The organism is Vannielia litorea (genome assembly GCF_900142295.1).
GTDB classification, from domain to species: domain Bacteria; phylum Pseudomonadota; class Alphaproteobacteria; order Rhodobacterales; family Rhodobacteraceae; genus Vannielia; species Vannielia litorea.
This window is the reverse complement of record NZ_FSRL01000002.1, coordinates 80,464-92,929: the sequence shown is the minus strand read 5'-3', so window position 1 is coordinate 92,929 and position 12,466 is coordinate 80,464. Positions and strand designations below refer to the sequence as shown.

At 68.1% G+C, this 12,466-nt stretch carries 16 protein-coding genes; 1 reads left to right on the top strand and 15 read right to left on the bottom strand.

The window, feature by feature from the left end; translation table 11 throughout:
- Window positions 1-22 precede the first annotated feature (22 nt).
- The 5 genes from yihA to ttcA form a co-directional block, all read right to left on the bottom strand.
- Window positions 23-688: a ribosome biogenesis GTP-binding protein YihA/YsxC gene (gene yihA, locus BUR94_RS18355; RefSeq protein WP_074257887.1), complete on the bottom strand. Its 666-nt coding sequence runs from the start codon at window positions 686-688 to the stop codon at window positions 23-25.
- Window positions 685-1,434: an MOSC domain-containing protein gene (locus BUR94_RS18350; RefSeq protein ID WP_074257886.1), complete on the bottom strand. Its 750-nt coding sequence runs from the start codon at window positions 1,432-1,434 to the stop codon at window positions 685-687. The genes yihA and BUR94_RS18350 overlap by 4 nt, the downstream gene beginning before the upstream one ends.
- Window positions 1,431-3,278: a membrane protein insertase YidC gene (gene yidC, locus BUR94_RS18345; protein ID WP_074257885.1), complete on the bottom strand. Its 1,848-nt coding sequence runs from the start codon at window positions 3,276-3,278 to the stop codon at window positions 1,431-1,433. Before yidC ends, BUR94_RS18350 begins: the two co-directional genes overlap by 4 nt.
- A gap of 201 nt (window positions 3,279-3,479) precedes the next feature.
- Complete coding sequence (locus BUR94_RS18340) at window positions 3,480-5,021, bottom strand: putative bifunctional diguanylate cyclase/phosphodiesterase (protein WP_074257884.1); 1,542 nt, start codon at window positions 5,019-5,021, stop codon at window positions 3,480-3,482.
- A gap of 69 nt (window positions 5,022-5,090) precedes the next feature.
- A complete protein-coding gene (gene ttcA / locus BUR94_RS18335; RefSeq protein ID WP_074257883.1) occupies window positions 5,091-5,969 on the bottom strand; it encodes a tRNA 2-thiocytidine(32) synthetase TtcA in 879 nt (292 codons plus the stop codon).
- A 220-nt stretch (window positions 5,970-6,189) separates the two neighbouring features.
- On the opposite strand from ttcA, the gene BUR94_RS18330 reads away from it, so the two are divergent.
- Window positions 6,190-6,771: a hypothetical protein gene (locus BUR94_RS18330; RefSeq protein ID WP_074257882.1), complete on the top strand. Its 582-nt coding sequence runs from the start codon at window positions 6,190-6,192 to the stop codon at window positions 6,769-6,771.
- Window positions 6,772-6,920: 149 nt separating this feature from the next.
- Here BUR94_RS18330 and BUR94_RS18325 read toward each other — a convergent pair whose 3' ends face one another.
- From BUR94_RS18325 to rpmH, 10 genes are all read right to left on the bottom strand, one after another.
- Complete coding sequence (locus BUR94_RS18325) at window positions 6,921-7,313, bottom strand: hypothetical protein (RefSeq protein ID WP_074257881.1); 393 nt, start codon at window positions 7,311-7,313, stop codon at window positions 6,921-6,923.
- Entirely contained in the window at window positions 7,310-7,786 is a 477-nt protein-coding gene (locus BUR94_RS18320) for an SMI1/KNR4 family protein (RefSeq protein ID WP_074257880.1), read from the bottom strand. The genes BUR94_RS18325 and BUR94_RS18320 overlap by 4 nt, the downstream gene beginning before the upstream one ends.
- 3 nt (window positions 7,787-7,789) lie before the next feature.
- On the bottom strand, window positions 7,790-9,049 hold the full coding sequence (locus tag BUR94_RS18315) for an HNH endonuclease (protein WP_074257879.1): 1,260 nt from the start codon (window positions 9,047-9,049) through the stop codon (window positions 7,790-7,792).
- Between the two features lie 10 nt (window positions 9,050-9,059).
- On the bottom strand, window positions 9,060-9,488 hold the full coding sequence (locus BUR94_RS18310; RefSeq protein WP_074257878.1) for a DcrB-related protein: 429 nt from the start codon (window positions 9,486-9,488) through the stop codon (window positions 9,060-9,062).
- Window positions 9,489-9,632: 144 nt separating this feature from the next.
- Window positions 9,633-9,833: a hypothetical protein gene (locus BUR94_RS18305; protein ID WP_074257877.1), complete on the bottom strand. Its 201-nt coding sequence runs from the start codon at window positions 9,831-9,833 to the stop codon at window positions 9,633-9,635.
- Window positions 9,830-10,975 carry an aromatic ring-hydroxylating oxygenase subunit alpha gene (locus tag BUR94_RS18300; protein WP_074257876.1) on the bottom strand — a complete coding sequence of 382 codons (1,146 nt, stop codon included), beginning with the start codon at window positions 10,973-10,975 and terminating at the stop codon, window positions 9,830-9,832. Before BUR94_RS18300 ends, BUR94_RS18305 begins: the two co-directional genes overlap by 4 nt.
- Before the next feature lie 88 nt (window positions 10,976-11,063).
- A complete protein-coding gene (locus BUR94_RS18295; protein ID WP_074257875.1) occupies window positions 11,064-11,543 on the bottom strand; it encodes an SH3 domain-containing protein in 480 nt (159 codons plus the stop codon).
- Window positions 11,544-11,598: 55 nt separating this feature from the next.
- Window positions 11,599-11,820 (bottom strand): membrane protein insertion efficiency factor YidD, encoded by a 222-nt coding sequence (yidD, locus tag BUR94_RS18290; protein WP_074258244.1) that lies wholly within the window; start codon window positions 11,818-11,820, stop codon window positions 11,599-11,601.
- Between the two features lie 75 nt (window positions 11,821-11,895).
- Window positions 11,896-12,279: a ribonuclease P protein component gene (rnpA, locus tag BUR94_RS18285; protein ID WP_245794628.1), complete on the bottom strand. Its 384-nt coding sequence runs from the start codon at window positions 12,277-12,279 to the stop codon at window positions 11,896-11,898.
- A 29-nt stretch (window positions 12,280-12,308) separates the two neighbouring features.
- Window positions 12,309-12,443 carry a 50S ribosomal protein L34 gene (gene rpmH, locus BUR94_RS18280; RefSeq protein WP_012177012.1) on the bottom strand — a complete coding sequence of 45 codons (135 nt, stop codon included), beginning with the start codon at window positions 12,441-12,443 and terminating at the stop codon, window positions 12,309-12,311.
- Between the last annotated feature and the right edge of the window lie 23 nt (window positions 12,444-12,466).

The following is a 12,466-nucleotide window of genomic DNA, read 5'->3' as shown; positions in this document are numbered from 1 at the left end:
CGGCAACCTCGGGCAAAGGCGCCTAGCCCTCCAGCGTGACCCGTCGGATGATGGCGCGCAGGGTGGCGATGCCATCGCCCTTCTCGGAGCTGGTGAGCACGATCTCGGGGAAGGCGGCCGGATGCTTCTGCAGGGCGGCGCGGGTCTGGGCCAGCACCTTGGCGCGCTCCTGTTCCTTGACCTTGTCGGCCTTGGTCATGACGACCTGAAACGTCACCGCCGCGGTGTCGAGCAGCTTCATGATCTCCTCGTCCACCGCCTTGACGCCGTGGCGGCTGTCGATCAGCACGAAGGCGCGGCGCAGGGTGACGCGGCCCTGGAGGTAGCTCTTGAGCAGGCGCTGCCACTTTTCCACCACCGGCACGGGGGCCTTGGCAAAGCCGTAACCCGGCAGATCGACGAGAAAGGCCTGCTCTGCGAGATCGAAATAGTTGATCTCCTGCGTCCGGCCCGGCGTGTTGGACGCCCGCGCCAGCGCCTTGCGCCCGGTCAGCGCGTTGATCAGGCTGGACTTGCCGACGTTGGAGCGCCCGGCAAAGCACATCTCGGGGCGGTCGGCGGCGGGCAGGCCATCCATCGCCACCACGCCCTTCACGAAGGTGATCTCGCCGGCAAAGAGCTTGCGGGCGGCCTCTAGGGTGATCTCGTCGGGCGCGTCTGCCAGCGGAAAGGGAAGCGGCGTGCTCATGCGGGGGTCACCTCGCAGCCTTCGGTGATCTCCCCGCCCTCGATCACCTCGCAGCGGATCGAGAAATCCTTGTGCCCCCAGCCCTCCTTGAGCGCCATCACCGTGGGCACGTCGCGCGCGCCGGTCTCGGGGTTGGCCATGGTGGCGGGGCAGCGGTCGGTCCGCTCGACACCGCGCAGCAGGGCCTTGCCCAGGCGGATGTCTCGGCCGACCCACTCCCACTCGGCCCAGGGCTCCAGCCCCTCGACCCAGAGATTGCCGCGCCAGCGCAGCGGCGAGATCTTCTGGCCGAGCTGCTGTTCGACGGCGGCGTGGCTGGCCCGGTTGCAGAGGGTGACCGAGGCAAAATCGCTGTCGGTATAGCCGCGGCCTTCGAGCTTGAGCACGCGGGTGGCGGCGGGCTGGCCCTCGGGGCGCAGCGGCGCGACCCAGTCGAGCAGGCGGGCCTGGTCGGCGGGGTCATCCATGTGAAAGCTGGCCTCGCCCAGCTTCGCATGGCGCAGGGTGACCGCGTCGCCCGCGCCGGTCTCGGCCCAGAAGGGCGCGAGCTGCGGGTTGCGCGAGGTGCGCGAGAAGTTGGAGCAGGCGGCCCAGTGCCCGGCCTCCGCCTCGGCCCCGTCCAGTGCCAACGCCCATTGCCGGTCGCCCGGAAGCGCCTGGCCGGCCTCCAGCACCACCCCGGCCAGCCGCTCGCGGCCATGGCTCTTGATCGGGTAGCGCCAGATCTCGGCCAGGCGGGCCGTCACTTCTTGCCGCCCGGCTTGGCGGTGGAGTTGGCGGCTTTCGCCGCCTCGGCCTTGGCCTTCTTCCTGAAGCCCTTCTTGATGTTGCCGAAGACATCGGGCTTGTGCCCGTGGCTGCGCATGATCGTGTACTGCTGGATGAAGGTGATCGTGTTGTTCGCGATCCAGTAGACCACGAGGCCGGAGGCGAAGCCGCCAAGCATGAACATGAACACCCAGGGCATCCAGGCAAAGATCATCTGCTGGGTCGGATCCGTGGGCGCGGGGTTCAGCTTCTGCTGGAGCCACATCGAGATGCCGAGCAGCAGCGGCAGGATGCCGATGAAGATCAGCGCCAGGATCGTGCCGGGCTCTGGGTTGGCCCAGGGCAGCAGCCCGTAGAGGTTGAACAGCGAGGTCGGGTCGGGCTGCGAAAGGTCGCGGAACGGGCCGAAGAAGGCCGCCTGGCGCAGCTCGAGGGTGACGAAGATCACCTTGTAGAGCGAGAAGAAGATCGGGATCTGCAGAAGGATCGGCAGACAGCCCGAGGCGGGGTTCACCTTTTCCTTCTTGTAGAGCGCCATCATGTCGCGCTGCAGCTTCTGACGGTCGTCGCCGGCCTTTTCCTTGAGCTTCTCCATCTCGGGCTGAAGCTCCTTCATCTTGGCCATCGAGACGTAGCTCTTGTAGGCCAGCGGGAAGAGGATCGCCTTGATGATGAAGGTCAGCGCGATGATCGCCAGGCCCATGTTGCCGATCAGCCCGTAGAGGAAGTGCAGCCCCCTGAAGATCGGCTTGGTCAGCATCCAGAACCAGCCCCAATCCACCGTGTTGACGAAATCGACGAAGCCGAGATCGTCCTGGTAGTGCTTGATGACCTCCCATTCCTTCGCGCCGGCAAAGAGATGGCTGCGCGAGCTCACGGTGGTGCCGGGCGCGATGTCCCGCGTCGGCTGCTTGGTCAGGGTCTGGTAGATGTCCTGCCCCGGGATGTAGCCCACCGTGAGCGTCGCGGGCTGGCCCGGCTCGGGGATCAGGTTGGTCATCCAGTAGTGGTCGGTGAAGCCGATCCAGCCGTCGGTGATGTTCTCGAACACCTCGGGCTTGCCGGCAAAATCGGTGACGTCGTCGTAATCCTCGATCACCAGTTCGCCGCCGTGCTGGCCGATGACCCCTTCGTGGATGACGAAGAAGTTGGTCAGGTCGGGCAGGCCGTGGCGGTTGATCAGTGCGTAGGGCTGGGCGCGCACGGCGGTTTCGGTCGGGTTTTCGACCGATTGCTCGATGGTGAAGAGGAACTCCTCGTCCACGCTCATGGTGCGGCGGAAGATCAGGCCCGCGGGGCTGTCCCAGCGCAGGGTGACGGGGGTGCCGGGGGTCAGGCTCTCGCCCTCCTCCACGGTCCATTCGGTGGCGTCGCCGGGCACGTCGGCGGGGGTGAGCCCGGCGCCGGGGGCCCAGCCGACCAGCGCATAATAGGGATTGGTTTCGCCCACGGGCGACAGCAGGCGGACGATCTCGGTGCTGTCGACGTCCACGGTGTAGCGCCGGAGGCTCACATCGTCGACGCGGCCGCCGATCAGGTTGATCGAGCCGACGAGATTGGGCGTTTCGATGGGCAGGCGCGGGGCGTTGGCCACGGCTTCGGGCGCAGCCGCCGAGGCGCCGGTGGCGGCCGGAGCGGTGCCATCTGCGGCGCCGGGCGTCGTGGAGCCATCGGCGGCAGGCGCGGCGCTGCCGGCGGTCTGCTCGGCGCTGGGCGCCTCGGGCACCACCTGCTCCTCGGGGGGGAAGATGATGAACCACGCCAGGATCACAAGGAAGCTCAGCGCCGTGGCGAGAATGAGGTTCTTGTTCTGGTCGTCCATGCAGGGGCACCGCTCGCTCGTTTCAGGTTGCGAGGGTTCAATCGTTCAAGGGCCGAAAGGTCAAGACGAAAGGCTGCAATTGTGACCGGGCGAGGGGTCGCAGGCGGGGTCCCGGGCGCTCCGGGCCTGCTTTGCCGGGGAGCGGGAGGCAGAATCGGAGGCTGCGGGGGCCGCTGCCGCGCCGGCGCTGGCCGTGTCGCCTCACTCCCGCGCGATGCCTTTCAGGATCGGGGTCTCGACGATCTTGGCGTTGTGCTTCTCGATCCAGCCGATGGTATCCTCGAAGGGCATGGGCCGGGCGAGGCCGAAGCCCTGGATATGGCCGCACCCCAGCTGGGCCAGCATTGCGTGCTCGCCGATGCTCTCCACCCCTTCCGCGAGGGTGTCGAGGTCGAGCTGCTCGGCCATGAGCAGGATCGCCGAAACCATCTTTTGCTGCTCCCGGTCCTCGTGGACCCGCATCACGAAGCTGCGGTCGATCTTCAGCCGACTCACGGCAAAGCGGCGGATCGAGCTGATCGAGGCGTGGCCGGTGCCAAAATCGTCCAGGTCCACGGGGCAGCCCATGGTGGCCAGGTTGGCGATGTTGCGGGTTATGGTGTCGTCGTCGGTGTCGGCCACCACCGACTCGAGCACCTCGATGGTGATCCGTTCCGGGCGCAGGTCGAAGCGGTCGAGCTCCCATTTCACCCGGTCGCAGAGCTTGGGGTTGCGCAGTTCGGCGGCGGCGAAGTTGACGCCCACGGTGGGCACGCTCACCCCGGCGCGATCCCAGGCGCGCAGTGCGGCGCAGCTGTGGTGCAGCATCACCTCGCCCAGGCGCTCCATCAGCCCGGCCTGCTCGATGGCGGGCAGAAAATCTCCGGGGGCGATCATGCCGCGCTCGGGATGAAGCCAGCGGGCCAGCGCCTCCATCCCGGTGATCCTGCCGGTATCGGTAGAGATCTGGGGCTGGAACCACGGCTTGATCTGGCCTTCCGAGAAGGCGGTGAGCAGGTCGTCCACCAGCGCATGCCGCGCGGTGATCTGGGCCTGCATCTCGCGCGAGTAGGCACGGGTGCCGCCCGGCCCGTTGGCGCGGGCCTCGTCGGCGGCCGCCTCGGCGGCGGCGAGCAGGGCGTTGGCGGTGCGTTGCGGTGCGCGGGTGTGGAGGCAGAAGCCGACCGACACGCTCACATGCATCGAGGTCGCGTCGATGCTCACCGCCTGGCCGGCGCTGCCCTGCAATCGCTCGGCGATGCCAAGCGCGGTGTCGAGGTTGATCCGGCGCACCGGGTCGAGCCCGACGGCAAAGCGCGGCCCGTCGAGACGGGCGGCAAAATCGGCCCCGCGCATGGCGCTCTCGATCCGCTCGCCGGTGCGGCGCAGCACGGTTTCCGCCGCCGTCTTGCCGACGCGCTCCACCAGGGTGGGCCAATCGTCGATCTCCAGCACGAAGCAGGCGGTGGTCCAGTTCTGCGCCTCGGCCCGGGGAATCGCCTCGCCGAGCAGGTCCAGGAAATCCTCGCGCAACAGCAGGTCGGTGGCGCCGTCACGGCGGCCGGAGGAATCGCCCCGCTCCAGCAGCCCGCCCATCAGCGCCAGCACCGGAAACAGCAGCGCGGCGATGAGAATCACCCCTTCGCCGCCAAACCAGTAGCCCGCCAGCATCAACGCCGGGAGAAAAGTGACGATCTGCGGCCGGAAGAAGCCCTGCCGCAGCACCCGCCGCAGTTTCAAGTAGGTGCCCTTGAGCCCTCTCATGCCATCGCCCTCATGCCCTTGCGCCCCGGATCGGGCCGCCACGGGGGGCAAGCTAGGCAATCGGCGTGTTCAGTTTCTTAAGACGGGCGGGGCGATTTCGTTCGAATTTTGCGCATCGGCCTGATTTCGCCGTTCCAGCCCGATGAAGTCGAAGATCGCGGGATCGAGCAGATGCGAGGGCCGGGTGTTCATGAGGGCGCGGAACATCTTCTGCCGCCGGCCCGGGTGGTTGGCCTCCCACTGGTCGAGCAGCGCCTTGACCTGCTGGCGCTGCAGCCCGTCCTGGCTGCCGCAGAGGTCGCAGGGGATGATCGGATACCCCATGTCACGGGCGAACTTCTCGCAATCGGCCTCGGCCACATGCGCCAGCGGGCGATAGACGAAGAGGTCGCCCTCCTCGTTGAGCAGCTTCGGCGGCATGGTGGCCAGCCGCGAGCCGTGGAAGAGGTTCATGAAGAAGGTTTCGAGAATGTCGTCTCGGTGATGGCCCAGCACCACCGCCGAGCAGCCCTCCTCCCGCGCGATCCGGTAGAGGTTGCCGCGCCGGAGCCGCGAGCAGAGCGCGCACATTGTCCGGCCTTCCGGCACCTTGTCCATCACGATGGAATAGGTGTCCTGATACTCGATCCGGTGCGGCACGCCCATCCGCGCCAGGAACTCCGGCAGCACCGTCGCCGGAAAGCCCGGCTGCCCCTGGTCGAGATTGCAGGCCAGCAGGTCCACCGGCAGCAGCCCGCGCCATTGCAGCTCGTGGAGCACGGCGAGCAGGGTGTAGCTGTCCTTTCCGCCGCTGAGGCACACCAGCCAGCGCGCGCCGCGTTCGATCATGCCGTATTGCTCGATCGCCTCGCGGCAATCGCGCACGATCCGCTTGCGGAGCTTCTTGAACTCCGTCGTCGCGGGGGCGCCGTGAAACAGCGGGTGAATGTCGTCGTTCTCGTCGAGCATGGCGCTGCGTATGCCAGAAAGCGCGGCCTTGGGGAAGCGGGGGCACACGTTCAACGCAAGGCCTTGTGAAGGTGCGGATTGCCGCGGGCCGGGTGGCCGGATTTCGGCAGGAACTTGCGAGAATCCGGGCTCGCGGCGGAGGCAGGAACAGGCATCGCCGGGCGTGGTTGTGGCCCCACACAGCGGCGATCCTGCCGCGCAGAACTCTCAGGAGGACACCATGACCAACATGTTCACCAAGACCGCCATCGCAGCCCTTCTTGCCGGCTCGCTCGGCACAGCAGCCACCGCCGGCACCCTCGGCGCCGAGGCCAAGACCGATGTGGAGGCCGGCGTGCAAGCCGGCTCGAGCGGCGCGCTCGACACCGCACAGGGCGCGGCCGATCAGGCGAGAGATGCCGTGACCAGCACCGCCCAGGCCGTGCAGGACGGCGCAAGCGATCTGGCCGATGCGACCGAAGGTGGCGCCAGCGCCGATGCCTCGCTGAACTACGGCACCGTCATCTCCGGCCTCAACAACGGCTCCACCGCCGGCGCCGCCGCCGAGATCGAGGCGCTCGACAGCGAGGTCACGGTCGACACCGTTCTGTTGAGCGAGATCGACGGGGCCGAGCAGGCGCAGGCGCTCGACACCGCGCTGAACGCGCAGGCCGACGCGATCGCGAGCTTTCACGAGGCCATCGAGGCCAACAGCCACCTGACCGCCGCGCTGGATGCGCAGGGCTTCACCGCCGATGACGTGGTGGGCTTCGAGGCCGAAGGCGAGGGCAACGTGACCCTGGTGATCGACGATCGCGCATGATCGGTTGAACCAAATCGACGCCTGGTGCGTTGGATAGGCGACCGCGCCTGAACCTCGCGGCGCCAGACCTTGATCCCTCGAAGGTCAGAAGGCCCCTGCTCCCTCCCGGCAGGGGCCTTTTTCATGGCCTCCCGCATCGGGTGCGACGGTCAGCGATACATCTTCTTCACCTGCTCCGTCTCCCGGTCGAGATCGACCCGGAAGAAATGCGGCGAATCCCAGATCAGCACGTAGTCCGGGTGGGGCATCGGCCAGAGCCGGTCCACCGGGCCGAGTTTTGCCTCCACCTCGTCTCCGGTCATGCCGATGCGGATGCCGTTGATTTCGCCGGGAAAGCCCTCTTCGTAGGTCACCGACTTGAGCGTGCCGTCGCCCCTGGGCGTCAGCAGCACGGAAACCTCGGGCAGGAAGAGATAGGTGATCGCGCCCTCCTTCTCCTCTTCCACCGGGGTCAGCTCGCCCACCAGGGCCAGGAACTCGTCCAGCCGGTCGTTTGGCAGGAGCTGCTGGCAGGCCTCGACGACAGTCTCTATTCGGGTCAATGAAGGGCCTCCCTCAGGCTCTCGAAGAAGGACAGCAGGTCCTTGGCGACAAGCGTGGCATTGGCGCTTTCTCTCAGGGTTTCGGCGGGGTCTTCAACCCAAACCTCGTGGTCGATGAAGAAAACCCTGCCGAAGTCTTCCGGATCGAGGGCGATGGCAAAGATGTTGCCGCCCGGATCATCGGCGAAGGCCAGTGCCGCTTCGGGCAACATGCCCACCTCTGCCAGCTCGGCGGTCTCGTCGGCCAGCAGCGGGTAGGGCGCATTGCCGCCGAGCGCGAAGACGGTGTTCACCACCGTGTCGTTTCCGCCAGGCAACGGCAGCACCGAGGCGCGGGTCAGCCCGCCGTTGACGCTGGCGTAGAGCATCACCAGCGGTTCGGGCACCTGCACCCCCAGCGCCAACCAGGCGGCCTCGCGGGCGTCGATGCTCAGGGGTGGCGCGGCCTCGGAGAAATATTCGCCGTAGTCCATAGATCAGGGCCCTCCGCCGCTTCCGCCGCCGCCACTGGCGCCCCCGTTGGCCAGCGTGCCGTGGGTGTTCGATATGCCGCCCGCATGGGTGAACTGCCGGTGCAGCGCCCGCGGCAGCAGCTCCATGGTGACACCATCCTCGTGGTGATGCCATGTCTGCCCCGGCGGCGAGCGGTCGCCGTACTGCCCCCTCCCCGTCTGGTTGTTGGCGGCCCGAAAGTCGGCGCTCCGGCTCTGGAAGCCGCCCGGCAGGGTGGTGCTGTCGACCCGATGCGGCGAAAAGTCGGGATAGCCGCGGTTGTCGTAGGTCACCGCCTGGCCCTGGCGGTTGGTGTAGGTCACCGATCCGTCGCGGTTTTGATGAATGGTGCCGCCGCGGTCGAGCCACTTGCGGGTGTTGGGCGCGTTGCGCCAGGCCCCGGTGGTGGGCTTCTGGAAGTTCGCGCCCGGACGTGGCGTGATTCGCAGGTTGCCGCCGTTCATGCCGAGCCGGTTGGGATCGACCCGCACCTGGTAGTTGCGGTTGAACCATTGGCCGCCGCGCACCGCCGCCGCGCCGCCGGCAAAGCCGCCCAGCACCTCGAAGGTGCGAGTCCAGGTCTCGCCGAGCCCAAGGTGCTCGCCCAGGGCACGGCCACCCAGGGCACCAAGGTGGCCACCCCCGAAGCCGAGCGCGGTATAGGCCAGGGTAGGCCCGAGGCCGTAGGCGGCGATCGAGCCGCCAGTTGCGATGAGCAGGCCGCCGATGGCCATGACCTTCATCCCGGTCGAGAGCCACACCGGCACCTCGGGCTTCATCGGCAGAACCTGCACCGAGGGGCCGCCGATCATCACGTTGGGCGAGCCGGCGGTGATCAGCGCGGAGCACACGATCTTCTCGTCGACCCGGCCTGCCGGCATCATGTTGATCAGCACGGTCTCCGCGCCGGTCGCCTGGGCCTGGGGGATACCGCCCTCCATCGAGCAGCTGGCGAGGCCCAGCACGGTGGCCGAGGCCGGGCGCATGTTGATCAGCACGTTGGGCGAGCCCATGGCGATGGCCCCGGTTGCCGGCCCCATCTTGGATTCGCCGATATACTGCCCGGCCAGGCCCGAGCCACCCGCCACCGCAAGCGCGCCGCCAATGGCGATGGCGCCAAGCCCGCCGGTGGCGATGATCGCGGCGCCCGCGAGCAGCCCGATGCCGAGCCCGATCAGCGCGCCGGGCAGGGCCATGGTGTGGGCAACCGGGTCTCCCAGCCGCGCCGCAGGCTTCTCGCTCACCGGCCCGTCCTCAGAGCTGGCGCGCGGCCTGGGCGAAGAGCTCCTCGAACACCTCGCGGGCGTCGTTGAACTCCTTCTCCGTCGCCGTCGCGGTGCCGTTTACCACCATCCCGTCGCGCCCCTCGAGCAGCACGATCCATTGCGTCACCCGCAACGGGCCGTTCTGCCACGACACGATGAACTCGCGGGCCGGATGGCCCTCGATCACCGTCTGGCGCACCACGTGAAAAAGCGGGCTGGGCAGGGCCTGCTGCATCTCGGCATGGCGCGCAGCCGAAAAGTCGGCCAGCCGCGCCTCCACCGTCGCACCGTCGACCTGCGGCTCCTGGCTGAACACCACGTTGGCCGCCATGCCGGCTTGGCCGGGGGTGGCTGCGGTGTAGATTTTCATGGATTTGTCGGACCAGCCCTCTGGCGGCCGGATGTCTGGCAAAGTCATTTCGCCCCCAATGGGAGATGAACCTCTCCGAGCCCGTAATTGGCCGGAAACACGCGATAATCAGGATCGAGGCCATCAATGCCAGCCTCTCTCCGGCAAGTAAGGCGCTCCCGCGACAGTTGCAAGCGGAGCCTTCCGTTGCCCCTACGTAAGGCCGGATTCGCGCAGGGTTTCGCCGATCTCCGCGGCCTCGGGCAGCCCGGCTTCCAGGGCAAAGATCCAGGCCTGTGTCAGATAGAACCCGGCCCCCGGACCGCCTGCCCGCGCGGCCTCGGCGTAGAGCCGCGCCAGCGCCACCCCGTCGCCCGCCGCATGGGCCGCCAGCAGCCGGGCGTCGAGGTTCACCGGCTCATCCGCCCCGTCAGCCTGGCAGCCACCCATTGATGAAACCTGTGCGTCGGCCCGTCCATCGCCGGAGAGAATCGCCCGCCGTCGAAGCCCGGCCCGACCCTCCCGCGCTGCATCCCCTCGACCACGAAGACATCTTCCTCGAAAACCTCGCGCCACTGCGCGCAATTCTTCGCCCGGAGCCCCGCGTCGGTCTCGGCGGCGGGATAGTAGAGGTGAACATGCTCCCGCGTCGTGCCGATGCCGGTGGGCTCCAGCACGATGGCAAAGGCATGGTCGCGCTGGGCGCCCATCAGCACGTTGGGAAAGACCGAGATATACTCTGCCCCCTCCTCCCAACTCTCCGGCCAGCCCGCGAAATCGGGGAAGGTCTCGCCGCCCTCACCCCGTATGCGCCGGTAGAGCGTGCTGCCCTGCCCCGAGAAGCCCTTGGCCTCGATGTGGTAGTGATCCTCCAGCCGCGAGTAGCTGTTGAGCCCGGGGTGGACCCAGGGCAGGTGGTAGCTCTCGCAGAAGTTCTCGACCGCAAGCTTCCAGTTGCAGGCCACCTCCAGCACGAAGCGGCTGTCGTCTCCGCCGTGGACCAGCGGCGCATCCACCGCCTCCCAGCGGGCCAGCAGCTCGGCATGGACCTGTTCGAACGGGGCGGTCGCACCGGACACATCGACGAACACCACGTCGCGCCAGACGTGGGAGGCCACCTCGACCAGGCCGAGATCGTCATTCACGATGCCGTCGGCCCGGTTCATCCCCGGCCCGCCCACATGGGGCGTGGCCAGCAGGCGGCCGTCATGGGCATAACACCAGGAGTGATAGGGGCAGCGGATCGCGCCCTCGATCCTGCGCGGCGCGTCGACCAGAATCATGCCCCGGTGGCGGCAAGTGTTGCGAAACACCCGGAGCACACCGTCGCGGCCCCGCAGCATCAGAAGCGGCAGACCGAGAAACTCGAGCGGCACAGCATCGCCCGGCTCGGGCACATCCGCCGCCACCCCGATCCCGGCCCAGCCGCCCCAGAGCAGCGCGTCGCGTTCGGCCTGAAAGGTCGCGGGATCGGTGTAATGCGCATTGGGCAAGCCCCTGGCCTGCCCGATCGGGCGCAGCACGGCGGCAAGCTCGGTGGCGTGATCGTCGGGCATGGCGTCCTCCCCTGTCCTGCCTGTCAGGCTAGGCCCGGGGCGGGGGCGGGCTTGCCGAAAGGCGACACCCCGCGGCGCGTTTCGGCCCTCAGTTCACCGCCATCAGGTATTTCAGGCTGGCCCAGCCGGTGGTGCCGTCGGGCAGGCGCAGTTGCGCCCAGTCGCCCGAGCGCCCGCCATCCCAGAACAGCATCTGGCCGGCATGCAGCCTGCGGATGATGCCGAAGCTCGTGTTCGGCCCGCGGCGCAGGTTGAGATAGCCGTCATTGGTGCGCCGCACGGTAAAGTCGTAGCGGCGGGTCGGAAAGTAGTTGAGGTCGATGTAGCCGCCATGCACCCAACCCACCGTGCCGTCGGGCAGGGCGACCTGACGCCAGGCGCGGTTGCCGGCAAGGCCCTGCACCTCGGTCCCGGCGGTGAGCCGCATCACGATGCCGTATTGCGTGCCGGGTCCGCGGCGCAGGTTGAGGTAGCCGTCGTTGGTGTCTTGCACGTATTGGGTTTCGGCGGCGGCGGGCAAGGCCAGGGCCACGAGGGCGAGAAAGGCGAGAAGGAATCGGCGGGTCATGAGAAAATCTCCGGTCTGGCAATGCCGCCAGCATCGCCGCAGCCGGCGCGGCGGGTCAATCGGGGACGTTGTCGATGCCAGAGCCGCCCCAGGGATTGCAGCGCAGGATGCGCCGCAGCGCGAGCCATCCGCCCTTCAGGCCGCCGTGCTTTTCAAGCGCCTCCAGCGCATAGGCCGAGCAGGTCGGATGGTAGCGGCAGCTGTGCCCGACCCAAGGCGAAAAGAGCAGCCGGTAGGCCCTGACCGGCAGGGCGAGGAGGCGGGCCAGCAGGGTCATGGCCGCGAGCCCGCCCTTCGAGGCGTCCTTGCGGGGGCGATGAGGGGCCATGGGCCCCTGAAAATCCTGCCCGGCCTATCCATGCAGCTTGTCCAGCGCCGCCCGCAACTCGTCTTGCATCAGGGCGAAATCCCGGCGCGCCGTCTCGGCCTCGCGGCCGATCAGCACGTAGTCCCAGCCTGGCTTGCCGGCACCCGGCAGCACCGCCCGCGCGATCTCGCGAAGCCGCCGCTTGGCCCGGTTGCGCGCCACGGCGTTGCCCACCTTCTTGGAGCAGGTGAAGCCCACGCGCAGGGCCTCGCCCTCGCCCCGCTTGCGCCCCTGCACCACGAACCCCGGCGTATGCTGACGCCGCGCACGGGCGCAGGCCAGGAAATCGGCGCGCTTCTTCATCACCTCGAGACAAGCGAAAACCGCCGCAGGGCCCTCGCCCCCGGCGGTTTCATCAACCTTTGCCATCACGCCGGGCATCCCTGCCCCGCGACGCCTCAGGCGCTCAGACTCTTCCGGCCGCGGGCGCGGCGGGCGTTGAGGATCTTGCGGCCGGCCTTGGTGGCCATGCGCGCACGGAATCCATGACGCCGCTTGCGGACGAGGTTGGAAGGCTGGAACGTGCGTTTCATCGCGCTGTCTCCGTCTCGGACTG

What these genes read in the sequence shown, in the direction of transcription:
- yihA (WP_074257887.1), bottom strand. Translation starts at nt 688, where the DNA reads ATGAGCACGCCGCTTCCCTTTCCGCTGGCAGACGCGCCCGACGAGATC.
- rnpA (WP_245794628.1), bottom strand. Translation starts at nt 12,279, where the DNA reads ATGGCAAAGGTTGATGAAACCGCCGGGGGCGAGGGCCCTGCGGCGGTT.
- BUR94_RS18320 (WP_074257880.1), bottom strand. Translation starts at nt 7,786, where the DNA reads ATGGACTACGGCGAATATTTCTCCGAGGCCGCGCCACCCCTGAGCATC.
- rpmH (WP_012177012.1), bottom strand. Translation starts at nt 12,443, where the DNA reads ATGAAACGCACGTTCCAGCCTTCCAACCTCGTCCGCAAGCGGCGTCAT.
- yidD (WP_074258244.1), bottom strand. Translation starts at nt 11,820, where the DNA reads ATGACCCTGCTGGCCCGCCTCCTCGCCCTGCCGGTCAGGGCCTACCGG.
- BUR94_RS18300 (WP_074257876.1), bottom strand. Translation starts at nt 10,975, where the DNA reads ATGCCCGACGATCACGCCACCGAGCTTGCCGCCGTGCTGCGCCCGATC.
- yidC (WP_074257885.1), bottom strand. Translation starts at nt 3,278, where the DNA reads ATGGACGACCAGAACAAGAACCTCATTCTCGCCACGGCGCTGAGCTTC.
- BUR94_RS18295 (WP_074257875.1), bottom strand. Translation starts at nt 11,543, where the DNA reads ATGACCCGCCGATTCCTTCTCGCCTTTCTCGCCCTCGTGGCCCTGGCC.
- BUR94_RS18330 (WP_074257882.1), top strand. Translation starts at nt 6,190, where the DNA reads ATGACCAACATGTTCACCAAGACCGCCATCGCAGCCCTTCTTGCCGGC.
- BUR94_RS18340 (WP_074257884.1), bottom strand. Translation starts at nt 5,021, where the DNA reads ATGAGAGGGCTCAAGGGCACCTACTTGAAACTGCGGCGGGTGCTGCGG.
- ttcA (WP_074257883.1), bottom strand. Translation starts at nt 5,969, where the DNA reads ATGCTCGACGAGAACGACGACATTCACCCGCTGTTTCACGGCGCCCCC.
- BUR94_RS18310 (WP_074257878.1), bottom strand. Translation starts at nt 9,488, where the DNA reads ATGACTTTGCCAGACATCCGGCCGCCAGAGGGCTGGTCCGACAAATCC.